The organism is Variovorax sp. Soil_C_17, from assembly GCF_057657265.1.
Genome location: NZ_JBDGIT010000002.1, coordinates 1,040,672 through 1,061,450, shown reverse-complemented (window position 1 = coordinate 1,061,450; position 20,779 = coordinate 1,040,672). Strand labels below are relative to the sequence as shown.

Annotated in this window: 24 protein-coding genes; 15 read left to right on the top strand and 9 right to left on the bottom strand. The window is 69.6% G+C overall.

The features are described 5' to 3' along the window. The first annotated feature begins 92 nt into the window (after positions 1 to 92). The 6 genes from AC3A6Y_RS13515 to AC3A6Y_RS13490 are packed head-to-tail and all read left to right on the top strand — an operon-like array spanning position 93 to position 4,251. Positions 93 to 611 carry a GlcG/HbpS family heme-binding protein gene (locus tag AC3A6Y_RS13515; protein ID WP_487868729.1) on the top strand — a complete coding sequence of 173 codons (519 nt, stop codon included), beginning with the start codon at positions 93 to 95 and terminating at the stop codon, positions 609 to 611. A gap of 5 nt (positions 612 to 616) precedes the next feature. Further along, on the top strand, positions 617 to 1,342 hold the full coding sequence (locus AC3A6Y_RS13510; protein ID WP_487868728.1) for an ankyrin repeat domain-containing protein: 726 nt from the start codon (positions 617 to 619) through the stop codon (positions 1,340 to 1,342). A gap of 44 nt (positions 1,343 to 1,386) precedes the next feature. After that, entirely contained in the window at positions 1,387 to 2,034 is a 648-nt protein-coding gene (locus AC3A6Y_RS13505) for an FMN-binding negative transcriptional regulator (RefSeq protein ID WP_487868727.1), read from the top strand. Positions 2,035 to 2,037: 3 nt separating this feature from the next. After that, the gene (locus AC3A6Y_RS13500) at positions 2,038 to 2,250 is read left to right on the top strand and encodes a hypothetical protein (RefSeq protein WP_487868726.1); all 213 of its coding nucleotides are present in this window, start codon (positions 2,038 to 2,040) and stop codon (positions 2,248 to 2,250) included. Next, entirely contained in the window at positions 2,237 to 3,316 is a 1,080-nt protein-coding gene (tadA, locus tag AC3A6Y_RS13495; RefSeq protein ID WP_487868725.1) for a tRNA adenosine(34) deaminase TadA, read from the top strand. The genes AC3A6Y_RS13500 and tadA overlap by 14 nt, the downstream gene beginning before the upstream one ends. Next, a complete protein-coding gene (locus tag AC3A6Y_RS13490) occupies positions 3,313 to 4,251 on the top strand; it encodes an LD-carboxypeptidase (protein WP_487868724.1) in 939 nt (312 codons plus the stop codon). Before tadA ends, AC3A6Y_RS13490 begins: the two co-directional genes overlap by 4 nt. Before the next feature lie 61 nt (positions 4,252 to 4,312). On the opposite strand, the gene AC3A6Y_RS13485 is transcribed toward AC3A6Y_RS13490, so the two are convergent. Next, positions 4,313 to 4,570: a hypothetical protein gene (locus AC3A6Y_RS13485; RefSeq protein WP_487868723.1), complete on the bottom strand. Its 258-nt coding sequence runs from the start codon at positions 4,568 to 4,570 to the stop codon at positions 4,313 to 4,315. Positions 4,571 to 4,949: 379 nt separating this feature from the next. On the opposite strand from AC3A6Y_RS13485, the gene AC3A6Y_RS13480 reads away from it, so the two are divergent. The 4 genes from AC3A6Y_RS13480 (at position 4,950) to AC3A6Y_RS13465 (ending at position 9,295) form a co-directional block, all read left to right on the top strand. After that, positions 4,950 to 5,897, top strand: coding sequence for an adenylate/guanylate cyclase domain-containing protein (locus AC3A6Y_RS13480; RefSeq protein ID WP_487868722.1), 948 nt, complete (start codon positions 4,950 to 4,952; stop codon positions 5,895 to 5,897). Between the two features lie 103 nt (positions 5,898 to 6,000). After that, entirely contained in the window at positions 6,001 to 7,389 is a 1,389-nt protein-coding gene (locus AC3A6Y_RS13475; RefSeq protein WP_487868721.1) for a phenylacetate--CoA ligase family protein, read from the top strand. A 109-nt stretch (positions 7,390 to 7,498) separates the two neighbouring features. Further along, a complete protein-coding gene (locus AC3A6Y_RS13470; RefSeq protein ID WP_487868720.1) occupies positions 7,499 to 7,717 on the top strand; it encodes a hypothetical protein in 219 nt (72 codons plus the stop codon). A gap of 144 nt (positions 7,718 to 7,861) precedes the next feature. Then, complete coding sequence (locus AC3A6Y_RS13465; RefSeq protein ID WP_487868719.1) at positions 7,862 to 9,295, top strand: methyl-accepting chemotaxis protein; 1,434 nt, start codon at positions 7,862 to 7,864, stop codon at positions 9,293 to 9,295. 162 nt (positions 9,296 to 9,457) lie between these two features. Here the strand turns inward: AC3A6Y_RS13465 and AC3A6Y_RS13460 are convergent, their stop codons facing one another. The 3 genes from AC3A6Y_RS13460 to AC3A6Y_RS13450 form a co-directional block, all read right to left on the bottom strand. Next, entirely contained in the window at positions 9,458 to 10,291 is an 834-nt protein-coding gene (locus AC3A6Y_RS13460) for a tetratricopeptide repeat protein (RefSeq protein ID WP_487868718.1), read from the bottom strand. 84 nt (positions 10,292 to 10,375) lie between these two features. Beyond that, entirely contained in the window at positions 10,376 to 11,323 is a 948-nt protein-coding gene (gene ku / locus AC3A6Y_RS13455; RefSeq protein ID WP_487868717.1) for a non-homologous end joining protein Ku, read from the bottom strand. A 156-nt stretch (positions 11,324 to 11,479) separates the two neighbouring features. Beyond that, positions 11,480 to 12,640: an ABC transporter substrate-binding protein gene (locus tag AC3A6Y_RS13450; RefSeq protein ID WP_487868716.1), complete on the bottom strand. Its 1,161-nt coding sequence runs from the start codon at positions 12,638 to 12,640 to the stop codon at positions 11,480 to 11,482. A 209-nt stretch (positions 12,641 to 12,849) separates the two neighbouring features. On the opposite strand from AC3A6Y_RS13450, the gene AC3A6Y_RS13445 reads away from it, so the two are divergent. Beyond that, on the top strand, positions 12,850 to 13,287 hold the full coding sequence (locus tag AC3A6Y_RS13445) for a hypothetical protein (RefSeq protein WP_487868715.1): 438 nt from the start codon (positions 12,850 to 12,852) through the stop codon (positions 13,285 to 13,287). Between the two features lie 3 nt (positions 13,288 to 13,290). On the opposite strand, the gene trmB is transcribed toward AC3A6Y_RS13445, so the two are convergent. From trmB to AC3A6Y_RS13425, 4 genes are all read right to left on the bottom strand, one after another. After that, positions 13,291 to 14,025, bottom strand: coding sequence for a tRNA (guanosine(46)-N7)-methyltransferase TrmB (trmB, locus tag AC3A6Y_RS13440; RefSeq protein ID WP_487868714.1), 735 nt, complete (start codon positions 14,023 to 14,025; stop codon positions 13,291 to 13,293). Continuing rightward, complete coding sequence (gene gluQRS, locus AC3A6Y_RS13435) at positions 14,025 to 14,939, bottom strand: tRNA glutamyl-Q(34) synthetase GluQRS (RefSeq protein WP_487868713.1); 915 nt, start codon at positions 14,937 to 14,939, stop codon at positions 14,025 to 14,027. The genes trmB and gluQRS overlap by 1 nt, the downstream gene beginning before the upstream one ends. A gap of 14 nt (positions 14,940 to 14,953) precedes the next feature. After that, on the bottom strand, positions 14,954 to 16,024 hold the full coding sequence (locus AC3A6Y_RS13430) for an NAD(P)/FAD-dependent oxidoreductase (protein ID WP_487868712.1): 1,071 nt from the start codon (positions 16,022 to 16,024) through the stop codon (positions 14,954 to 14,956). A gap of 67 nt (positions 16,025 to 16,091) precedes the next feature. Further along, a complete protein-coding gene (locus AC3A6Y_RS13425) occupies positions 16,092 to 17,045 on the bottom strand; it encodes a LysR family transcriptional regulator (RefSeq protein WP_487868711.1) in 954 nt (317 codons plus the stop codon). Positions 17,046 to 17,201: 156 nt separating this feature from the next. Here AC3A6Y_RS13425 and AC3A6Y_RS13420 point away from each other — a divergent pair, with 156 nt between their 5' ends. Genes AC3A6Y_RS13420 through AC3A6Y_RS13405 form a run of 4 tightly spaced genes read left to right on the top strand, consistent with a single transcriptional unit; the run spans position 17,202 to position 19,923 of the window. Beyond that, the gene (locus tag AC3A6Y_RS13420; RefSeq protein ID WP_487868710.1) at positions 17,202 to 17,903 is read left to right on the top strand and encodes a pirin family protein; all 702 of its coding nucleotides are present in this window, start codon (positions 17,202 to 17,204) and stop codon (positions 17,901 to 17,903) included. A gap of 51 nt (positions 17,904 to 17,954) precedes the next feature. Further along, positions 17,955 to 18,395: a DoxX family protein gene (locus AC3A6Y_RS13415; RefSeq protein WP_487868709.1), complete on the top strand. Its 441-nt coding sequence runs from the start codon at positions 17,955 to 17,957 to the stop codon at positions 18,393 to 18,395. A gap of 30 nt (positions 18,396 to 18,425) precedes the next feature. Further along, complete coding sequence (locus AC3A6Y_RS13410) at positions 18,426 to 18,989, top strand: flavodoxin family protein (protein ID WP_487868708.1); 564 nt, start codon at positions 18,426 to 18,428, stop codon at positions 18,987 to 18,989. A 16-nt stretch (positions 18,990 to 19,005) separates the two neighbouring features. Further along, positions 19,006 to 19,923: a pirin family protein gene (locus AC3A6Y_RS13405; protein WP_487868707.1), complete on the top strand. Its 918-nt coding sequence runs from the start codon at positions 19,006 to 19,008 to the stop codon at positions 19,921 to 19,923. A 31-nt stretch (positions 19,924 to 19,954) separates the two neighbouring features. On the opposite strand, the gene AC3A6Y_RS13400 is transcribed toward AC3A6Y_RS13405, so the two are convergent. After that, positions 19,955 to 20,740 carry a sulfurtransferase gene (locus tag AC3A6Y_RS13400; protein WP_487868706.1) on the bottom strand — a complete coding sequence of 262 codons (786 nt, stop codon included), beginning with the start codon at positions 20,738 to 20,740 and terminating at the stop codon, positions 19,955 to 19,957. Positions 20,741 to 20,779: the final 39 nt, after the last annotated feature.

Genomic DNA, 20,779 nt, shown 5'->3' with positions numbered 1-20,779 from the left:
CGAATGGCGGCGGCGGCGCGCGATTCCTACAGTGGCGGTGCGGCCGGCAAGGCGCCGGCGCATCACATCCAACGACCTTCGGAGAACACTTCATGCATTCGTCCCTTCGCCTCGGCGCGCTCGCCGTCTCGCTCGCTTTCGGTGCACTGAGCGTGCAGGCCCAGCAAGCCCCGGCCGGTGCCCCGGCCGTGCGCACCGAGCGCAACATCTCGCTGGAACTCGCGAACCAGATCGCCACGGCCACCGTGGCAGCCTGCGCGGCCAATGGCTATGCGGTCGCGGCGACCGTGGTCGACCGCGCCGGCGTGGTGCGGGCGGTGCAGCGCGCCGATACCGCGGGCTCGCACACCCTCGCGGCCAGCGAGCGCAAGGCCTGGACCTCGGCCTCGGCCAAGGCGCCCACGCTGGCGATGATGGAGAACGCGCAGAAGAATCCGGGCGCGGCCAATCTGGTGAACATCCCCGGCTTCCTGCTGCTCGGCGGCGGCGTGCCGGTCAAGGCCGGCAACGAGGTCATCGGCGCGGTCGGCGTCGGCGGGGCGCCGGGCGGGCACCTCGACGAGCAATGCGCCAACGCGGGCATCGAGAAGGTCAAGGCGCAGCTGGGCTGAAGGTGATGAAGGCCGCGCCTCGCTCATGGGAGTGCCTTCGCCTTCGGGCGGCCGTGCGCGCCGCCTTGGCCGCGCTCGCGATCGTCGCAGCAGCGCCGGTCGCGGCGCAGGTGCCGCCCTCGGCCTCGGAGGTGCTCGCCTACGAGGGCGTGCACCAGGCCGCGTGGCGCGGCGACCTGGCGCGGCTCCAGGCACTGGTCGCGGCCGGCGCCGACCTGGAGGCGCGCGATGGCCGCGGCCGCACGGCCCTGCATGTGGCGACGCATGCGCGCCAGCGGGAGGCGATCCGCCAGCTCGCGCAGGCCGGCGCGAAGCTCGACGTGCTGGAGGACGACCGCTACGACGCGATCACCATCGCGGCCGTGGCCGACGATCCGGCCACGCTCTCCATGCTGCTGTCGCTGGGCGCCAGCCCGCGCCAGATCACCAGCCGCTACGACGGCACCGCGCTGATCGCCGCAGCGCACCTCGGGCACGACGAGGTGGTGCGCCGCCTGATCGCAGCCGGCGCGCCGCTGGACCATGTCAACAACCTGCACTGGACCGCGCTGATCGAATCCATCGTGCTCGGCGATGGGGGGCCGCGGCACCAGCGTACGCTGGCGGCCCTGGTCGATGCCGGGGCCAACCTGCAGCTGGCCGACCGGCAGGGCAACACGCCCCTGCGGCTGGCGCGCCAACGGGGCTACGCGGCCATGGTCGACAAACTCAAGGCGGCCGGCGCGAAATAGAGCGCCTCGCGGACAATGGGCGATCCCACGAGGAGGTCCGCCCCATGTACATGCCGCCCCAGTTCAACAGCCAGGACCGCGCCATCGCCGCGGAACTGATGCGCGCCCATCCCTTCGCCAGCCTGATCTCGACCGACGACGAGGGCCTGCCTTTCGTCACGCACCTGCCGCTGGTGCTGGATGACCGCGGCGAGGAGGGCGGCTTCGCGCTGCTGGGCCATTGCGCCAAGCCCAATCCGCAGTGGCGCCACCTGCAGGCGCGGCCCAGGGCCGTGGCGACCTTTCTCGGGCCGCATGCCTACCTGTCGCCTTCGGTCTACCCGGATCTGGCGCGCGTGCCCACCTGGAACTACCTGGCCGTGCATTGCACCGTCGAGGCCCGGCTGATCGAGACGCCGGTCGAGAAGGACGCGCTGCTCAAGCGCCTGATCGGCGAGCACGAGCCGGCCTATGCCCAGCAGTGGCGCGACCTGGGCGAGGAGTTCCAAATGAAGATGCTGGGCGGCATCGTCGGCTTCGAGCTGCAGGTGACGCAGCTGCAATGCAAGCTCAAGCTCAACCAGCACCGGCGCGAGGCGCATGCCGCGACCTGGGCGCGCTACAGCACGGGCACGCCGGACGAGCAGGCGCTGGCCGCCTGGATGCAGCGGCTCGGCATGAAGACCGATGCGGCGCAGGCGCAGGAGAGCTGAAGGATGCGCACGCTCGGATTGATCGGACTGGTGCTCGCCCTCGTGATCGTCGGTGTGCTCGTGAAGAAGCAGATGGGCGGCATGGCCGTCGGCGCACCGGCCGCCGCCGACGGGCGCGCGCCGGTGTCGCAGCCCCGGCAGGTCCAGCAGCAGTTCCAGCAATCGATGGACGCCGCGATGCAGCAGGCGCGACCGGTCCCCGATGACGCCAGGTGACGAGCACTGGATGCGCCTCGCGCTCGGCGAGGCGCGCCGCGCCGCGGAAGCCGGCGAGGTGCCTGTCGGCGCCGTGCTCGTGAAGGAAGGCCGGCTGGTCGCCACCGGGCGCAACGCGCCGGTCGCGTCCAGCGATCCCAGCGCCCATGCCGAGATGAACGCGCTGCGCGCCGCCGGCGCGGCGCTGGGCAACTACCGGCTCGATGGCTGCGAGCTCTACGTGACGCTGGAGCCCTGCGCGATGTGCGCGGGCGCCTTGCTGCATGCGCGGCTCGCGCGGGTGGTGTTCGGCGCAGCCGACCCGAAGACCGGCGCGGCCGGCTCGGTGCTCGACCTGTTCGCCCTGCAGCAGCTCAACCACCGCACCCAGGTGCAGGGCGGCGTGCTCGCGCCCGAGTGCCAGGCGCTGCTGCAGGATTTCTTCAAGGGACGCCGCAGCGCCGCGCGCGAGGCTGCCGAGCCCTTGCGCGACGATGCGCTGCGCACGCCTGCCGAGCGCTTCGATGCACTGCCGGACTACGGCTTCGCGCCGCGCTACGTCAGCGACCTGCCCGGCCAGCAGGGCTGGCGCATGCACTACCTCGACGAAGGCCCCGCCGACGCTGCCTGGGCCTGCCTGTGCCTGCACGGGCCGGGCGAGTGGAGCTACTTCTTCCGGCACCTCGCGCGCGTGCCCGGGCTGCGCGTCCTGGTGCCCGACCTGATCGGCTTCGGCCGAAGCGACAAGCCCAAGCGCGATGCAATCCATCGCTGGGATTGGCACTGCGCCTTGCTGCTCGAATGGCTGGAGCGGCTCGAGCCGGGCCCGCTCGCGCTGGTGTACAGCGCCGGCGCCGCCGAACTCGCGACGCTGCTCACGCAGGCCGCGCCGGAGCGCTTCGGCCTGGCGCTGGCTGCGCCCGATGGGCACGGAGATGCGGCGGCCGCCTGGCATGCGCCCTTTCCCGACCGGGGCTACGAGGCCGCGTTGCGCGCGCTCGGCCCCATTCCCCAGGAGGTCTCCGGCCCCACCCCGGAGCAGGCTTCGCTGATCGCTCGAGAGGCAATGGGATACTTCGGCCCGTGAAGAAGAAGCACATCTATATCTACTCCCCCTCCAGCGCCGTGCGCGACAAGGCCGCATTCCGGCGCGGCATCAAGCGCCTGCAGGCGCTGGGCCACGACGTCGAGGTCGACGAGACCGCACTGGACACCCATCAACGCTTTGCGGGCGACGATGCGACCCGCCTGGCGGCCATCGCGCGCGCTGCGGCCAGCCGGGCCGACGTGGCGCTGATCTCGCGCGGCGGCTATGGCCTCACGCGCATCCTCGACGCCATTCCCTACAAGGCGCTCGCCAAGGCCATCGAGCGCGGCACCGAGTTCGTCGGGCTCAGCGACTTCACCGCGCTGCAGAGCGCGCTGCTGGCGAAGACAGGCGCGGTGAGCTGGCAGGGCCCCGCGGTGGGCGAGGACTTCGGTGCCGAGGACGGTGCCGACGACATCATGGAAGCCTGCTTCGACGACCTGCTGCACGGCCAGGGCGAAGGCACCGGATGGCGCGTGTCCAAGCGCGACGCCGATTCGCTCGACGGCTTTCGCGGCCTGCATGGCGCCACGCTGTGGGGCGGCAATCTCTGCGTGCTCGCGAGCCTGCTGGGCACGCCGTACTTCCCGGCCATCGACAAGGGCGTGCTCTTCCTGGAAGACGTGAACGAGCACCCCTACCGGGTGGAGCGCATGCTCGACCAGTTGCGCCATGCCGGCGTGCTGGCGCGCCAGAAGGCCGTGCTCTTCGGCCACTTCACCGGCGTGCGCAAAGTGCCGCACGACCGGGGCTTCGACCTGCAGACGGTGGTCGCGCGGCTGCGCACGCTGATCAAGGCGCCGGTGCTCACGGGTCTGCCCTTCGGCCATGTACCGACCAAGGTCCTGCTGCCGGTCGGCGCCCAGGTCGAGCTCGCGGCCGATGGGCGGGACGTCTTCATGGTGTGGGGCCACCGGCACGCGCACGCGCACTGAACGCATCCCCAAAAAACAAAGCCGCTGCACGGGCAGCGGCCTTTGCGGGAGCGGTGGGCGCTCAGGTGGTGATGCGGTGATGCGGCCGCGGCACCATCGCGCCGGGCAGGCCACCCTTGAACAGGCGGTTGATCTGGCGCATCTGGCGCCGGGCGGCGGTTTCGCCGTCGACCGCGCTCAGGGCGGTCAGCACGTCCTGGCGCAGGTACCAGAGCGCTTCCATATCGCCCGCGAACCGAACGCGCTGTGCCACGCGCTGGGCGCCATGGCCGCCATGGTTCTGCAACAGCGACAGCATGGCATTGCGAATCTGTCCCATTTGCCGCTCCGATGAGCGGCGCAGGCCCAAAACAGGGAACGAAACAACGCGAAGAATACTTTGGATTAATGCCATGTCACTAAGGCGGTTGCCAGGAGCCCAGAGGATTACAACGTTAAGGCCACAAATCTCACCGCACAAGAGTAGTCGCCAGATTTCATTATCAAAAACAACATACTTCACAAATTTCTTCATGCACTGCGCGAAGAAGTGATACCTAAGTTGTAATGACGACATTCATCGTACGTAAACCAATGTTTCCGACGAAAATGCAGGTCGCTCGGCCCGAAATGGACCGGATTGGATTGGATCCCCTCCGGCGCCTTTGAACCGTGCTTTGCCATAATCCTTTCGGCGCGAGCTACCAAAAATTGCACAAATGACCGGTCATTCCACTGTCGTTTTCGCTGACCTGACGGGGAGCACGCGGGTCTTCGAGGCCATGGGCAATGCCAGGGCCACGGAGACCGTCACCCGGTTGATCCAATGGATCGGCGGCGTCTGCGAGGCGCACGGCGGCCGTGTCGTCAAGTCGCTGGGCGACGGCGTGTTTGCAATCTTTACCAACGGCATCAATGCCACGCGCGCCGTGCTCGAGCTCCAGCGCAACCACCAGAAGCGCCTGCAGACCTGGCCCGCCCCGCTGCGGATGGAACTGCAGATCGGCGTCGCGAGCGGCGACGTGGTCGAGGTCGACGGCGACTGCTACGGCGACGCCGTCAACCTGGCATCCCGGCTCAGCGACCTGGCCGGCCCGAGCCAGATCTGGGCGACCGAATCCGTCATCGACCAGTTGCAGGGCGGCGAGGTGCGGCATCGCAGCCTCGGCCCGATCAACATCCGCGGCAAGAACGAGATGCCGGTCGTTCACCGCATCGACTGGCAGGACGAGGTCACCGAATTCCTCACCATGCCGGCCTCGCTCCCCGTGTCCGCGCGCATGGCCGACTCCTCCTTCGGCCAGATCGAGCTCGCCTGGCTCGATGTGCGCTCCATGTTCCGCGCCGCCGAGCTGCCCATCCACCTGGGCCGCGTGGACGAGGCGCAGTTCGTCGTCAACGATCCGCGGGTGTCGCGCCTGCATGCGCGCATCGAGGCGCGGCAGGGCAGCTGCGTGCTGGTGGATATCAGCACCTACGGGACCTGGGTCCGCTTCCACGGCACTGCCGGCGCCAGCGGCGAGATCGCGCTGCGGCGCGACGAATGCGTGCTGCACGGCAGCGGCGAAATCGGCCTGGGCGCGCCGCTGAGCGACTTCAGCGCACCGACCATTTCCTTCAACACGACCGGCGGCAACGTGCTGCTTGCGCGGCGCGAAGCGCGCTGACGGACCTCGCAGCCGCGGGATCGCCCGCCGCGCCGCGCTGATATTCCTTGGCAAGCCGGGCGGCTGCGTCCACCATGGCGGGTTCTGCCTTTCCACCGTGCCCATGCTCCCGCCCTTCGATCCCTGGCTGACGAGCCGCATCGCCCTCGATGCGGCCGCGGCCTCGCAGGCCGGCCCCCAGGGGCTGGCCGAGCGGCAGGCGCGGCGGCTGACCGATCTCTTGCGCGCCGCCGTGCGCGGATCTGCCTTCTATCGCCGACGGTTCCAAGGCTTGGACCCGGCCCGCGCGCGGCTGGACCAGCTGCCGGTGGTGCGCAAGGCCGAGCTGATGCACGCCTTCGACGACTGGGTCGCCGACCCGGCGCTGCGCCTCGATGCGCTGCGCCGCTTCACCGCCGACCGCTCCCGCATCGCCGATCCCTTCGCCGGCCGCTACGTGGTGTGGGAGAGTTCCGGCAGCAGCGGCGAGCCGGGCATCTTCGTGCAGGACGCCCACGCGATGGCGGTCTACGACGCGCTGGAATACCTGCGCCGCCCGGCGGCGCGCTCGCTGGAGCGCCTGATGAACCCTTTCGGGCTGGGCGAGCGCATCGTCTTCGTCGGGGCGACGGACGGGCATTTCGCGAGCACGGTTTCGATGGAGCGCCTGCGGCGGCTCAACCCCGCCCTCTCGATGAGCCTGCGCGGCGTCTCCTTTTTGCAATCCCCCGAGGCGCTTGCGGCCGAGCTCGACGCCCTGCGGCCCACCGTGGTCGCCACCTATCCGAGCGTCGCGCTGCTGCTGGCCGAGGAGCGCCTGGCCGGCCGGCTGAACGCGGTGCCGAAAGAGATGTGGACCGGCGGCGAGGAACTGTCGGCAACGCGGCGCGGCTTCGTGCAGCAGGCGCTGGGCTGCCCGGTGATCGACAACTACGGCGCCTCGGAATTCCTGACTCTGGCCAGCGAATGCCGCCACGGCCGGCTCCATTTCAACAGCGATTGGGCGATCCTCGAGTCGGTGGACGCGCAGGGGCGTGCGGTCCCGCCGGGCGAACGTGGCGCCACCTCGTTGCTGACCAATCTCGCCAACCATGTGCAGCCGCTGATCCGCTACGAGCTCGGGGACAGCATCCGGCACGATCCCGCGGCGTGCCCCTGCGGCTCTGCCTTGCCCGTGATCGAGGTGGAAGGCCGCAACGACGATGCGCTGCGCCTCGGCCGGCCAGGCGGGCGCGCCGTGTGCGTGCCCCCGCTGGCGGTGAGCACGGTGCTGGAGGACGATGCGGGCCTGTTCGACTTCCAGCTGGTTCAGCAAGGCCCCTGCGAGCTGCTCCTGCGCACCGGCCTGCAAGGCAAGGCGGCAGTCGAGGGCCTGCGCCGCGCGCGCATGGCGCTGTCGGCCTACCTGCTGCGCCTGGGCGCCGACGGCGTGCACATCCACTGCAAGAGCGGGCAGCGCGAATGCCGAGGCGCCAGCGGCAAGGTGCAGCGCGTGCTTGTCGAAACGGCTTGATGCGGCGGAAGGCATCCACTAGGCTTCATGTTTCGACTCGGCGCAAGGCGGCGCGGCCTTGCGTGCCAACGACTGCCGTCCATCCAAATTCCCATGGAGACCCTCCGCCATGACCTTTGCCGCCGCCGCCGACCTGCCCCCTAGCGCTTATGGCAGCTTCCAGCCGGTCCTCGACCTGCAGGCCGCCATCATCCAGAGCCTGATGCAGGCGCAGCAGATCCAGCTGCACATGCTGACCGCCTGGCAGCGGCCTTTCGCAGCCGTCAATCAGGAGCTCTGGGACCAGTGGGTCGTCCATTTCGGTGGCGGCGTGCCGCTGGACGGGTAGCTGCCGCTGCGGCGCCCCCCGGGTTGCCCTCACGCCTCGTCGACAAGGGTTTTTACCTAGATTCAGGCCCTCAAGTTCCGCAGCCTGCCTGCCGATAAGCCTCCATGACCAGGCCCCGCATTCGGCGGCCGTGGAGGAACAAGCATGCGGAATATGAAGATCGCGACCCGCCTCGGGTGGGGTTTCGGGATCGTCCTGCTGTTGATGGCAGTGGCGATCACGATCGGGATGGTGCGTCTGCGCAGCATGGCCGAGATCCACGAACGGGCCCGGGCCGTGCAGCAGGAAGCGCTGCAGAACGGCATCCGGCAGCTTGCGCAGGGCACCCCGGCGCCGGATGCGATGCACAAGCAGCTCACGGCGCTGGCCGAGGTGCAGGATCGGCAGGATCGGGCCGCGGCTGCCGAGCTGGAGCAGTCCATCGACGGCACGCGCCGGCTGTTGATCGGGATGGGTCTGCTGGCGTTGGCGACGGGCGTCGGCTGGACCGTCGGGCTGGTGCGCAGCATCGTGCGGCCGCTGGACGAGGCCATCTTCATCGCCGAGACGGTGGCGGCCGGCGACCTCAGCAAGGAATTCGAGACCGAGCGCGGGGGCGAGTTCGGCCGCCTGCTGCGAGGCATGGGCGAGATGGAGGACACGCTGACCGACGTGGTGACCCGCATCAAGGCGTCGACCGATTCCATCGTGACCGCGTCGCGGGAGATCGCCGCCGGCAACCAGGACCTGTCCTCGCGCACCGAGGAGCAGGCCAGCGCGCTCGAGCAGACGGCCGCCTCGATGGAAGAGCTGACCTCCACGGTCAAGCAGAACGCCGACAACGCGCGGCAGGCGAACCAGCTGGCGCTGTCGGCTTCCGACGTGGCGGTGAAGGGCGGCAATGTGGTGGGCCAGGTGGTGAGCACCATGGCCTCGATCAATGCCTCGTCGAAGAAGATCGTCGACATCATCGGCGTGATCGACGGCATCGCCTTCCAGACCAACATCCTCGCGCTCAATGCCGCGGTGGAAGCGGCGCGCGCCGGCGAGCAGGGCCGCGGCTTCGCGGTGGTGGCCTCCGAAGTGCGCAACCTGGCGCAACGCTCCGCTGCCGCCGCCAAGGAGATCAAGGGCCTGATCGACGACTCGGTGGGCAAGGTGGACGCCGGCAGCGCGCTGGTGGGCGAAGCCGGCAAGACCATGGAAGAGATCGTGGGCAGCATCCGCCGGGTGACCGACATCGTCGGCGAGATCAGCGCGGCGAGCCACGAGCAGACGCAAGGCATCGAGCAGATCAACCAGGCCATCACTCAGATGGACCAGGTGACGCAGCAGAACGCGGCGCTGGTGGAAGAAGCTGCAGCCGCGGCGCAGTCGATGCAGGAGCAGGCCGGCAAGCTTTCGCAGGTGGTCGGCACCTTCAAGCTCGATGAGGGCGAAGCGCCGTCCGCGCCGGTCATGCCGGTCATGCCGGTGCAGATCCGGCCGGCGCCCGAAGCGGCTGCGCGCGCGAAGCCGCCCGTCCGCCGGATCGCCGCCGCGTCACCGCCCAAGCCTGCGGCGGCCCTGCCTGCCGGCGGCGACTGGGAAAGCTTCTAGCTGACCGTACCAGCCCCGGCACATTTCGAGCAGCCAAGAAAAAACCCGCCGAAGCGGGTGAAGGACAGCCCTGATTGAGGGAGGAGGGAGGAGGAGAACGGGCTGCCGGTACGCAGTGTGTGCCCCCAGTCTTAGGGGAAACTTAAGCGCGGCCGGGGAGGCTCAACGGGTCAGTCGCCGGTACGCATTGAGGTGGCGCAGCGCGCCGCGGGCGTCGCCGAAGAGCTCCTGCAGCCGGCCCAGGTTGTAGTGCGCATCGGCGAAGTCCGGGTCGAGCTGCAGGCTGCGCTCGTAGTTCAGCGCGGCGATGCGCAGGCGCCCGAGCTCCTCCAGCGCGATCGCGTGGTTGAAGAACAGCAGGGCCGAGTGCGGGCAGCGGGGCAGTGCGTACTCGTGGAGCTGGACGGCTTCCTCGTAGCGCTGCAGGTCGCAGAGCAGGGCTCCGAGATTGACGTAGGCGTCGACGTGGTCGGGCGCCGCGGCGATCGCCGCGCGGTAGGCCGCTTCGGCGCCGGCCGGGTCGGTGCTCTCCAGGGCCTCCCCGTCGGCCAGCAGTTGCCGCGCGTCGGCGTCGCCGGGCTTCGGGGCCGGACTCGGCGCCAGGAAGGCCACGCTGCCCTCGACCGGCGCAACCTCGAAGTCCAGCAGCAGTTGCCCCGAGCCCGCCTCCCAGGTGCTGTGGCGATCGCGCACGGCGACGTCGGTACCCACGGCCGTGATGCGCATGCCCGTCAGCGGCAGCTCGCCCGGCAGCGTCGCGCGCAGCTGGCGCAGCGAGCGCAGGATCTTGCGCGGCGGGATCTGCGCCTCCTGCAGGCCCTGGGCGGTGCGCAGCAGCATCAGGTCCTGGAAGCTGAAGCGGAACTCGTTGCGTGCGCCGCGCGTGGGCGTGACGAAGCCCGCGTGCACGAGGCGCTGGATCGCGATGCGCGACATGCCGAGCATCTGCTGTACGCGCCGCAAGGTGTACGGCGACGCGGCTGCGGCAGCGCTCATAAGGGAAGCTCCGCGCCACGCGCCGCGGTGCGAGCGCCTTCGGGCGACCGGGCCGCGCTCATCGAACGGACTCCCCCAGGCTGGTCACCCCTTCCTGGCCCGCGCGCGGGCCGGCGTCGCGGGGGCTTCGTCGCTCTTGGCGGCCCGCTTGGCCGACTTTCTTTCGCCGGCCTCGAACATGGGCGAGACGTTCTCGCGCGCTGCCTTGGCGGCCGTCTTCGCGGGCACGGCAGGCGCTGCGGTTGCGGGGCGCGGCTTCTTGCCGAGGCTGGCCTTGAGCGCATCCATGAGGTCGATGACCTGGCCGCCGCCGCCCGTTTCTTCGGCACGTGCGGAGGCGACGATGTGCTTGCCGGCGATCTTCTCGTCGATCGCCGCGAGCACGCGCTTCTTTTCCTCGTCCTGGTACTGGCTCGGGTCGTATTCGTCTTCCGAGATCTGGTCGATCAATTGCAGCGCGAGCTGCAGCTCCGCCGGGGAGACGCTGACCTTCTCGATGTCGAGCTCCTTCATCGAGCGCACCTCGTCGGCATAGAGGAGCTGCTGCAGGATCAGCCCATCTTCGGCGGGCCGGATCTGCACCACGTACTGCTTTGCTTTCCACGACCACTTGGCCAGGGCGCAGCGTCCGCTCTTGCGCATGGCTTCCGAAAGCAGGGCGTAAGGCTTGCCGCCGCGCTTGTCGGGGGCCAGGAAATAGGCCTTGTCGTAGTAGATGGGATCGACGGCGCTCTCGGGAATGAAGGCCGTGATCTCGACGATGTGGCTGCTGCCTTCCTCGAGCGCCTTGAGCTCGTCGGGCGTGAAGAGCACGAATCGGTCCTTCTCGAACTCGTAGCCCTTCACCATCTCGGCGCGCGGCACCACGCTCTGGTCCTTCTCGGACACGTACTGCTGCTTCACGCGGGAGCCGTCCTTGGTCAGCAGGTTGAACCTGATGGTGGCGGCGCTCTCGGTCGCCGAATAAAGACGCACGGGGATGGAGACCAACCCGAAACTCAGCGTCAGCGAGGCAATGGAACGTGCGGCCATGGTGTGGTCCTTCGCGCCCGGATGGCGGGTGCCGCGGGCGAGGGTGCCGCGGGATCGCCAAATCCTATGCGCTGGGCGGCAGGCTGTCACGTAGGACGTTGCCTGCGTCCCACTGGCAACGCATGCCCGCGGTCCCGCAGGCTGCGTGAGCCGCGCCTAGCGCAGCACCCGCCCGTCGGCCGTGATGCTGATCAGGTCGATGGTGCGCTGCGGATCGCGCAGGCCCGGCCGCAGGTTGATGCGGAAGCCCCCGACGTCGTAGTCGGTCATGCCCGCCATCGTTCGCTGCAGGCTCGATGCCGTGAACGCGTGTCCGGCGCGGCGCACCGCTTCTCCGGCGGCCTTGGCGGCGATGAAGCCTTCGAGGCCTTCGTAGGAGGCCGTCTGGTCCGAGTTGTCAATGGCAGCGAGGTATTCCTTGACGATCGGGATCGCCGCGGAGCGCGGCGAGGGCACCACCTGGGCGATCACGATCCCGCGAATGTCCTTGCCCAGCGTCGCGTAGAGCGGGTCGATGCCGACGATCGAGAAGGCCATGAAGCTGCCGCCGTAGCCGCTGCGTCGCAGCTTGCGGATGGCGTCGGCGGTGGTGCCCGAGAGGGACACCAGCACGATGGCCTGCGGCGAGGCCTTCAACACGTCCTCCAGTGCGGCGTCGAGCTTGCCGCCGGACGTCGGCACCAGCGCGCTGGCCACCAGCGCGCCGAGCTTCTGGTCGCTCATCGCCTGCTGCACCGCGGCCAGGCCGGAGCGGCCCATCGCATCGTCGTCGCCCACCAGCGCGATGCGGCTCTGCCCCACGGTCGCGCATTGGCGCACGATCTTGATGGCCTCGTCGGCCATGCTGGGGCGTACATGGAATACGTTCGGATGGGTGGCCGTGCGCAGGCTGTCGGCGGCGGCGAAGGGCGCGAACAGCACCGTGCCCTGCTGGGCCGCGGCCTTGGCGCCGGCTTCGCTGCTGGCGGTGCCGACAAAGCCGAACAGCATGTCGGCCTTGTCGTTGACCAGCAGGGTGCGCGCATTGGCCGCCGCGCGCTGGGCGTCGTAGCCGTCGTCGAGCTGCACCAGCTTGAGCTGGAGGCCGCCGGCTGCGTGAGCGTCGTTGAACTGGGTCGCATACAGCCGGCAGCCCGCCGCGAAGGCCAGGCCGATCTCGCTGGCCGCGCCGGTCAGCGGGACCGACTGCCCGAGGATCACGGTGCGGGAGGCAGCTCGGGCGGCCTGCGCCTGGGCGAGCCTGCTGCCGGCCAGTCCACCGCCCAGCAGCAGCGCCGCACCCGCCTTGCCCAACAAGAGCCTGCGTGACCGATCCATGGGAAACCTTTCGCTACATCGATCAAAAAAATGTAGCAACTTCGGTGCCTTATACGAAGGTAGTAAGTCACGTTGAGGCCCACAGTTCCGTGGCCTGGGCACCTCGATGATTGTTAACTTTTGTATTTGGTCCGTGGCTTTTTGCACGCGGCAAAAGAGGGCTGCGATGGCAACATCCTGCTCGATCCGGATGTCCTCCCGGCCACCTCATGACGAAAAAGCCCTCTGATATCGACCTGCTGGAAAGCGCCCTCTCCACCATCGAGCAGGTGCTGGCGCGTGCCGACAGCGACATGCAAGGTGCGCCGTACCTCGGCCCGACCACCCACCAGCCGCTGGATGCCCTGCAGCGGCCCGAATCGAGCGGCGGTGACAATCGTTTCCGGACCAGCGCCGCGCAGTCGGCGATCAACATCTGCCTGAGCTCGGCCGCTGCGCTGATCGACGTGAGCCAGGCGCTGATGAACCGCAGCGTCGACCGCTCGCCCCAGACCCTGGAGCGCGAGTGGCAGACCATCATCGCCCACACCAAGATCGCGAGCCGCTCGGCCTATCGCGCGGCGCTGATCATGGCGGCGCAAAAGCACGTGCTGGAGGCGCAGGGCGAACGGCAGTCCGAGAAGGTCTGCAGCGGGCTCGCCCACTGAGCGCTAGACGCGCTCGAACACCAGATCCCACACCCCGTGGCCCAGCTTGAGGCCGCGGTTCTCGAACTTCGTGAGCGGCCGGTAGTCCGGCTTGGGCGCATAGGCATCGGCCGTGTTGCGCAGCAGCGGCTCCTGCGACAGCACCTCCAGCATCTGCTCGGCATAGGGCTGCCAGTCGGTCGCGCAATGCAGGTAGCCGCCGGGCATCAGCCGGTCGGCCAGCTTGCGCACCAGGGGCGCCTGGATCAGGCGGCGCTTGTTGTGGCGCTTCTTGTGCCAGGGGTCGGGGAAGAACACATGCACCCCGGCAAGCGTGCCGGGCAGCAGCATGTGGTCGAGCACCTCGACCGCGTCGTGCGCGCAGATGCGGATGTTCGAGAGCTGCTGCTCGCCGATGCGCTTGAGCAGCGCCCCGACGCCGGGCTCGTGGACTTCGCAGCACAGGAAATTGGTCTCGGGCTTCAGCGCAGCGATGTGCGCCGTGGCCTCGCCCATGCCGAAGCCGATCTCCAGCACCGTGGGCGCGGCGCGGCCGAAGGCAGCCTCGAGGTCCAGCGGCTCGGCCCGGTAGGGAAGCAGGAAGATCGGGCCCAGCTCGGCAAAGGCGCGTGCCTGGCCGTCGGTGGTGCGGCCCGCGCGCCGGACGAAGCTCTTGAGGCGGCGATGCAGGGGATGCGGCGGGGTGTCGTCGGAGCGCGGGTCCCCATCGTGGGTGGGCTCGTTGTGGGGCAGGGTCATCACGGGCGCGGATTGTAAAGAGCGCGCCAGCCCTCGACCCATCCGCCCAGGGCTTCGGCGGGAGTCGATGCTGCGCTTGCAGCCAATCCCAGCACCTGCGCGGCGGCATTCAGCGCGGCCACGGCGGCAGCGGGCGTGGCGGTGTCGATGGGGGTGGCGCCGTTCTGCTTGGACAGTTTCTCGCCGTCGCTGCCCAGCACCAGCGGCGTGTGCAGGTAGCGCGGCTGGGGCAGGCCGAGCGCGCGCTGCAGCAGGATCTGGCGGGCGGTGTTGTCGGCGAGATCCACGCCGCGCACCACGTCGGTCACGCCCTGGTCGGCATCGTCGACCACCACGCAGAGCTGGTAGGCCCAGGGCCCGTCCGCCCGCTTGAGCACGAAGTCGCCGACCTCGTGCGCGACGTCCTGGTATTGGCAGCCGAGGCGGCGGTCGGTCCAGCAGAGCCGCCTCGACGTGCGGGCCGCCTCGTACTGCTCGGCGGCGAAGCGCCAGGCCCGCGGCGGCTTGCCGTGCAGGCCGTCGCGGCAGGTGCCCGGGTACACGCGCTCGCCGTGCCGCTGGTGCTGCTCGCCGCGCAGCGCCAGCGCCTCGTCGATGTCCTTGCGCGAGCAGCCGCAGGGGTAGGCCAGCTGCAGGGCCTTGAGGTGCTCGAGGGCGCGCGCGTAGAGCGCACCTCGCTGCGTCTGCCAGACTGGCGGCGCGTCGGGCAGCAAGGCGCAGTCGGCCAGTTGCGACAGGATGTGCTCGCCCATGCCGGGCAGGCAGCGCTCGGTGTCGGCATCCTCGATGCGCACCAGCCAGCGCGCCTGCGGGCCGCGGGCGCGCACGTCGAGCCAGCTCGCGAGCGCCGCGACCAGCGAGCCGGCATGCAAGGGGCCGGTGGGCGAGGGCGCGAAGCGGCCGACGGCAGTCATGGCGCGCGCTCGGTTCAGGCCACCTTCAACGCCAGGGTGAGGCCCGACAGGAATGCATCTTCCACGCGGTGCCCGGTGCACCAGTCGCCGGCCACACCCACGCGGACCTTGGCGTCCCACAGATGCGGCGCGCCGACGGGGACCTGGGTCTGCGCTTCGGGCCAGCAGCGGGTCTGCGCATGCGAGGGCGTGGCGCGGATGCCGGTGATCTCGGAGAAGGCGCGCAGCAACTTGGCCTCGACGCGCGCGGCATCGTCGCGCAGGTGCTCGCTGGACCAGGCGGGGCTGGCCTGCAGGGTCCAGCGCTCGATGCGCTCGCGACCCGGCTTGGAAGACTCGCGCGCCAGCCAGGCCACGCGATGGTGGTTGCTGCGCGCGGCGTTCCACTGCGGGCCCAGGTGCGGCAAGCTCGGCTGGCTGGCCTGCGGGAAGGCGATCATCAAGGTCCAGCAGGGCGCGATGCGCACCGCCTCGATGGCGTCGCGCAGCTTCGCCGTCGCCGCGCTGCCGCCGAGCAGGGCGCGCGCACTTCCGGGCGGCACGGCCAGCAGGACGGCATCGAAGCCCGAATAGACGTGCTGCGCCTCCTCGGCGCCCTCGGTGCGCAACTGCCAGCGCCGCGCGTCGAGCGCATCGGGCTCGATGGCCGTCACGCGGGTGCGGGGGATGAGCGCATCGCCCAGCGGCGCCGCCCAGTGTGCGAGCAGGGCGTCCATGCCGGGCTGCGCCACCCAGTGCTGCTCGAGGCCGGGCAAGGCGGCCTCGGCGACGCGTCCGTGGGCGTCGAGCACGCGCACGAGGTTGGCGCTCCAGGGCCGGCAGCAGGCGTCGGCAGTTTCGAGGGCCCGGGCGAAGCGCGCGTCGCGCACGGTGAAGTACTGGGCGCCGCTGTCGAAGCTGCCGAAGGGCGTGGATTCGCTCGCCATGCGGCCGCCGGGCGCGGCCTCGCGTTCGAACACGCTGACGCGGTGCCCGGCCTGGACCAGGGTACGGGCGCAGGCCACGCCGGCCATGCCGGCGCCGACGATGGCGTAGTGGCGCGAAGCGGGATATCGGTGGCGGTCGGCGGGCGGGCGAAGGATCATGGTGCTGTCTCGGGTCGGTGGTTGGCGGGCAGAGCTGACTCTAACCGGCCCGGCGCGGCTCATTTCTTCATCGCCCGCGATGGCGTTCCAGCAGCGCGCGGCGCGTGCCCTCGTGCTCGAACTGATCGAGCCACCATTTCAGCGCGCGCCCCGGCTTGCCCGCGGTGCGCTCGCGCCAGGCGCAGTGCATGGTGGCCAGGGGGGGCGCGCGCTCGGTCCTGAGCTCGACCAGGTGGCCGGCCTCGATGTAGGGCCGCGCCATGGGTTCCGGCAGGAAGCCGCCGCCCAGGCCGTGCAGCTGCGCGGCCAGCTTGGCCTGGGTGGAGGGCACGGTGAGCACGTCCTGCCCGCTCACCAGGTTGACCGTCATGCCCCGGCCCAGCCGCGTCGAATCGGCAGCGGCCACGGCGCGATGCTGGCGCAGCACGGCGTCGGACAGCGGGACGTCGATGCGCGCCAGCGGATGGTGCGGTGCCACGGCATAGACGAAGCGCAGGTTGCCCAGCGGCCGGCTGCGGATGCCCATGGTGCCGAAGGCCAGGCTGGACGCGTCCAGCACGGCGCCCACGGCGATGTCGGCCTCGCCTCGGGTCACCGCCTCGATGGTGCCCAGCAGGGTCTCGTCGCGCAGCTTGAGCCTCGTGGGCGGGTCGAGGGCGAAGAAGGCAGTGGCCAGGTCGAGCATCGGGTCGCGGGCGATCACGCTGTCCATCGCGATGGTGAGCATCGGCTCCCAGCCGGTCGCGACCCGCCTGACCCGGTTGGCGACCGCATCGATCTCGTTCAACAGCCACGAGGCCTCGCGCAGCAGCTCGGCGCCGGCCTCGGTGAGGCGCGCCTGCCGCGCGCTGCGGTCGAAGAGGAGCACGTCGAGCGCGTCTTCGATCTGGCGCACGCGGTAGCTCAGGGCGCTGGGCACCAGGTCCAGCCGGCGCGCGGCGGCGGCGAAGCTGCCGGCCTCCACCACGGTCTGCAGCATCGCAAAGGCATCGGGCGTGAGGACGTCGCGGGGGCTGGACATGGCCAAGAGCCTTCAAATAATTCGAATGATGCCATCAAATCCGGGCGCTTTCGAGGTCCGGCCGGGGCCCTAAAGTTCATCCCATCCGCTGCGCATCCGGCGCGGCATACGAAGGCTCCGCGCAGATTCTCAGGCGCCGGAGCAGGAGGTTCAGAGATGTTGAAGGTTCGCAAATCCCAGGAGCGCGGTTATGCCGATCATGGCTGGCTGCGCTCCTTCCACAGCTTCTCCTTCGCGGGCTATTACGACCCGGCCTACATGGGCTGGGGCAACCTGCGGGTGATCAACGAGGACCGCGTGGCCGCCGGTGCCGGCTTCGGCACGCACGACCACCGCGACATGGAGATCATCAGCTACGTGCTCTCGGGCGAACTGGCCCACAAGGACAGCATGGGCAATGTCGAGTCGATCCCGCCCGGCGACGTGCAGCGCATGAGCGCGGGCCGCGGGGTGATGCACAGCGAGTTCAACCACAAGCCCGACGAGACCACGCATTTCCTGCAGATCTGGATCGAGCCCAACGTGCGCGGCATCGCGCCGGGCTACGAGCAGAAGGCCTTTCCGGACGCCGAGAAGCGCGGCCGGCTTCGCCTGGTGGCTTCGCCCGACGGGGCCGAGGGTTCGGTGCTCGTGCATGCGGATGCGCGGCTGTACGCCGGCCTGCTCGACGGCGACGAGAAGGCCGACCTGGCACTCGACCCGGAGCGCAAGAGCTATGTGCATCTCGTGAAGGGCGAGATCGAGGTCAACGGCACGAAGCTTGCGACCGGCGATGCCGCGCTGATCGAGCGCGAATCGCAGCTTACGCTCGGCGCCGGCAAGAACGCCGAGGTGCTGGTGTTCGACCTCGCGGCCTGACGGCCGCCGCCATCTTTTCTTTTTTTTCATCAACCAAAGGAGTTTCTTCCCATGTCCACCACCACTGCATCGACCTTTGCCGCACCGGCCACCGCCAGCCCCGCACAGGACGCGCTGGCCCTGATCGGCCGCGTGCTGATCGCGCTGCTGTTCGTGCCGGCCGGCTTCGGCAAGCTCATGGGCTTCGCCGGCACCGTCGGCTATATCGGCTCGGTCGGGCTGCCGCTGCCGCAGGCAGGCGCCGTGATCGCGATCGTCGTCGAGCTGGTCGTCGGCCTGATGTTCCTCGTGGGCTACAAGACCCGCATCGCCGCCATCGTGCTCGCGGTGTTCACCGTCGCCGCGAGCATCTTCTTCCACAACTACTGGGCCCTGCCGGCCGACAAGGCCTTTGTGAACCAGCTGATGTTCTTCAAGAACATCGCGGTGGCAGGCGGCCTGCTGGCCTTTGCCGCCATCGGCGCAGGGCGCTTCAGCATCGACAGGCGCTGATCGCAGAGCGCTATCGCCAATAATCCCGCGATGACCGACATCGTTGTTGTTTTTCATTCGGGATACGGCCACACGCAGCGCGTCGCGCAAGCGGTGGCCGATGGCGCGGAGGCCCGGCTGCTGCAGATCGACGCCGACGGCAACCTGCCGTCCGAGGGCTGGGATCTGCTGGCCGCGGCCGACGCGATCATCATGGGCTCGCCCACCTACATGGGCGGCGCGAGCTGGCAGTTCAAGAAGTTCGCCGATGCCTCTTCCAAGGTCTGGTACGTCCAGGGCTGGAAGAACAAGCTCTTCGCCGGCTTCACCAACAGCGCCGGCATGAACGGCGACAAGGACGCCACGCTGACCTACCTGTGGCACTTTGCCAGCCAGCACGGCGGGCTGTGGGTGCCGATCGGCATCAAGCCGAGCAACGACAAGGCGGCGCGGCGCGATTCGATCAACTATGTGGGCGGCTACAACGGCCTCTTGACCACGTCGCCGAGCGATTCCAGCCCGGCCGAGATGGCCAAGGGCGACCTCGAGACCGCCATCGCCTTCGGCGAGCATGTGGCCGAGGTGGCAAGATCCCGCGGCCGCTCGCCGGCATGACCCACGGAGAACCAAGATGAGCGAAGCACTCCTGCTCCAAGCGCATGACAAGGACCTGGGCGGCGGCTTCAAGGTCCGCCGCCTGCTGCCCGCGGCGAAGCGGCGCTCGGTCGGCCCCTTCGTGTTCTTCGACCATTTCGGCCCGGCCACCGAGAGGCCCGGCAACGAACATGACGTGCGGCCTCATCCGCACATCGGCCTGGCGACGGTGACCTATCTTTTCGAGGGCGCGATGATGCACCGCGACAGCCTGGGCGTGGTGCAGGAGATCCGTCCCGGCGCGATCAACTGGATGACGGCCGGCCGCGGCATCGTGCACTCCGAGCGCAAGCCCGAGCGGCTGCTGGAAGACACCTACGTCAACCACGGCCTGCAGCTCTGGGCCGCGCTGCCGCGGGCCTTCGAGGAGGTCGAGCCCAGCTTCTCGCACACCGCGGCCGACCAGATCCCGGCCGTCGAAGTGCAGGGCGTGGCGGTGCGGGTGCTGGTGGGCGAGGCCTTCGGCGCGAGCTCGCCCGTCGAGACCTTCTCGAAGACCCTCTACCTCGACCTGTCCTTGCCGGCCGGCGCGCGCTTCGAGCTGCCCGCGCTGGCCGATGAGATGGCGGTCTACGCGGTCGACGGGCCCCTGCGGCTCGACGGCGCGCCGGTGGCGCAGCACCAGATGGCCACGCTGCCGGACGGCCAGGGCGGCGTGCTCGAGGCCGACGATGCGGTGCGCATCGTGATCATCGGCGGCGAACCGCTCAATGGCCCGCGCTACATCACCTGGAACTTCGTCTCCAGCCGCCGCGAGCGCATCCTGGAAGCCGGCGACGCATGGGCCGCGCAGCGCATGGGCCAGGTGCCGGGCGAGACCGAGTTCATCCCGCTGCCGGGGCATCCGTTCAAGGTGCAGGGGCAGGAGCCGGATGTGAAGACGACGCCTGTTTGAAGGCTGCCCACGCGGGCGGCAGCGCGATCCCTCAGCCTTTGATCGCCAGGTCCGGATCTTCCGCGGCCCGGGCGCTGGCCCGGTTCGAGCGCGCACTCAGATCGGGCGCCAGCGTCTCGCGCCCGTCGAACACGAAGCACTCCCCGCGGTAGTGCGCCCCGCCCACCTGCTCGAAGTACTTGAGGATGCCGCCCTCGAGCTGCAGCACCTCGGCCAGGCCTTCCTCGCGCATCAGGATCGCGGCCTTCTCGCAGCGGATGCCGCCGGTGCAGAAGCTCACCACCGTCTTGCCGGCCAATTGCTCGCGGTGCGTGCGCAGCGCCTTCGGGAACTCGGTGAACTTGTGGATGCGCCAGTCGATCGCGCCCTCGAAGCTGCCGTGGTCGACCTCGAAGGCATTGCGCGTGTCGAGCAGCGCGATGGGCTTGCCCGCATCGTCGTGGCCCTGGTCGAGCCAGCGCTTGAGCGTGGGGGCGTCCACGCTGGGCGCGCGGCCGGCGGCGGGCTGGATGGCAGGGTGGTCCATGCGGATGATCTCGCGCTTGAGCTTGACCAGCATGCGGCGGAAGGGCTGGGCCTGGGACCAGCTCTTCTTGGCCTCCAGGTCGGCGAAGCGCGCATCGGCGCGCAGGCCGTCGAGGAAGGACTCCACCGCAGCGGCCCCACCGGCAACGAACAGGTTGATGCCCTCCGGCGCCAACAGGATGGTCCCCTTGAGCGCGAGCGCATGGGTGCGCGTGCGCAGCGACTCGCGCAGGGCCTCGCCGTCCTCGATGGCCACGAACTTGTAGGCCGCGATATTCAAAATCTCTTGCACGGGGGCGGATTGTAGGGATCGCCAACTCACAGGGTGGGA

Excerpts from the sequence above, each read along its gene's own strand:
- AC3A6Y_RS13515 (WP_487868729.1), top strand. The coding sequence starts at position 93 with ATGCATTCGTCCCTTCGCCTCGGCGCGCTCGCCGTCTCGCTCGCTTTC.
- AC3A6Y_RS13510 (WP_487868728.1), top strand. The coding sequence starts at position 617 with ATGAAGGCCGCGCCTCGCTCATGGGAGTGCCTTCGCCTTCGGGCGGCC.
- AC3A6Y_RS13505 (WP_487868727.1), top strand. The coding sequence starts at position 1,387 with ATGTACATGCCGCCCCAGTTCAACAGCCAGGACCGCGCCATCGCCGCG.
- AC3A6Y_RS13500 (WP_487868726.1), top strand. The coding sequence starts at position 2,038 with ATGCGCACGCTCGGATTGATCGGACTGGTGCTCGCCCTCGTGATCGTC.
- tadA (WP_487868725.1), top strand. The coding sequence starts at position 2,237 with ATGACGCCAGGTGACGAGCACTGGATGCGCCTCGCGCTCGGCGAGGCG.
- AC3A6Y_RS13485 (WP_487868723.1), bottom strand. The coding sequence starts at position 4,570 with ATGGGACAGATTCGCAATGCCATGCTGTCGCTGTTGCAGAACCATGGC.
- AC3A6Y_RS13480 (WP_487868722.1), top strand. The coding sequence starts at position 4,950 with ATGACCGGTCATTCCACTGTCGTTTTCGCTGACCTGACGGGGAGCACG.
- AC3A6Y_RS13475 (WP_487868721.1), top strand. The coding sequence starts at position 6,001 with ATGCTCCCGCCCTTCGATCCCTGGCTGACGAGCCGCATCGCCCTCGAT.
- AC3A6Y_RS13470 (WP_487868720.1), top strand. The coding sequence starts at position 7,499 with ATGACCTTTGCCGCCGCCGCCGACCTGCCCCCTAGCGCTTATGGCAGC.
- AC3A6Y_RS13465 (WP_487868719.1), top strand. The coding sequence starts at position 7,862 with ATGCGGAATATGAAGATCGCGACCCGCCTCGGGTGGGGTTTCGGGATC.
- AC3A6Y_RS13460 (WP_487868718.1), bottom strand. The coding sequence starts at position 10,291 with ATGAGCGCTGCCGCAGCCGCGTCGCCGTACACCTTGCGGCGCGTACAG.
- ku (WP_487868717.1), bottom strand. The coding sequence starts at position 11,323 with ATGGCCGCACGTTCCATTGCCTCGCTGACGCTGAGTTTCGGGTTGGTC.
- AC3A6Y_RS13450 (WP_487868716.1), bottom strand. The coding sequence starts at position 12,640 with ATGGATCGGTCACGCAGGCTCTTGTTGGGCAAGGCGGGTGCGGCGCTG.
- AC3A6Y_RS13445 (WP_487868715.1), top strand. The coding sequence starts at position 12,850 with ATGACGAAAAAGCCCTCTGATATCGACCTGCTGGAAAGCGCCCTCTCC.
- trmB (WP_487868714.1), bottom strand. The coding sequence starts at position 14,025 with ATGACCCTGCCCCACAACGAGCCCACCCACGATGGGGACCCGCGCTCC.
- gluQRS (WP_487868713.1), bottom strand. The coding sequence starts at position 14,939 with ATGACTGCCGTCGGCCGCTTCGCGCCCTCGCCCACCGGCCCCTTGCAT.
- AC3A6Y_RS13430 (WP_487868712.1), bottom strand. The coding sequence starts at position 16,024 with ATGATCCTTCGCCCGCCCGCCGACCGCCACCGATATCCCGCTTCGCGC.
- AC3A6Y_RS13425 (WP_487868711.1), bottom strand. The coding sequence starts at position 17,045 with ATGTCCAGCCCCCGCGACGTCCTCACGCCCGATGCCTTTGCGATGCTG.
- AC3A6Y_RS13420 (WP_487868710.1), top strand. The coding sequence starts at position 17,202 with ATGTTGAAGGTTCGCAAATCCCAGGAGCGCGGTTATGCCGATCATGGC.
- AC3A6Y_RS13415 (WP_487868709.1), top strand. The coding sequence starts at position 17,955 with ATGTCCACCACCACTGCATCGACCTTTGCCGCACCGGCCACCGCCAGC.
- AC3A6Y_RS13410 (WP_487868708.1), top strand. The coding sequence starts at position 18,426 with ATGACCGACATCGTTGTTGTTTTTCATTCGGGATACGGCCACACGCAG.
- AC3A6Y_RS13405 (WP_487868707.1), top strand. The coding sequence starts at position 19,006 with ATGAGCGAAGCACTCCTGCTCCAAGCGCATGACAAGGACCTGGGCGGC.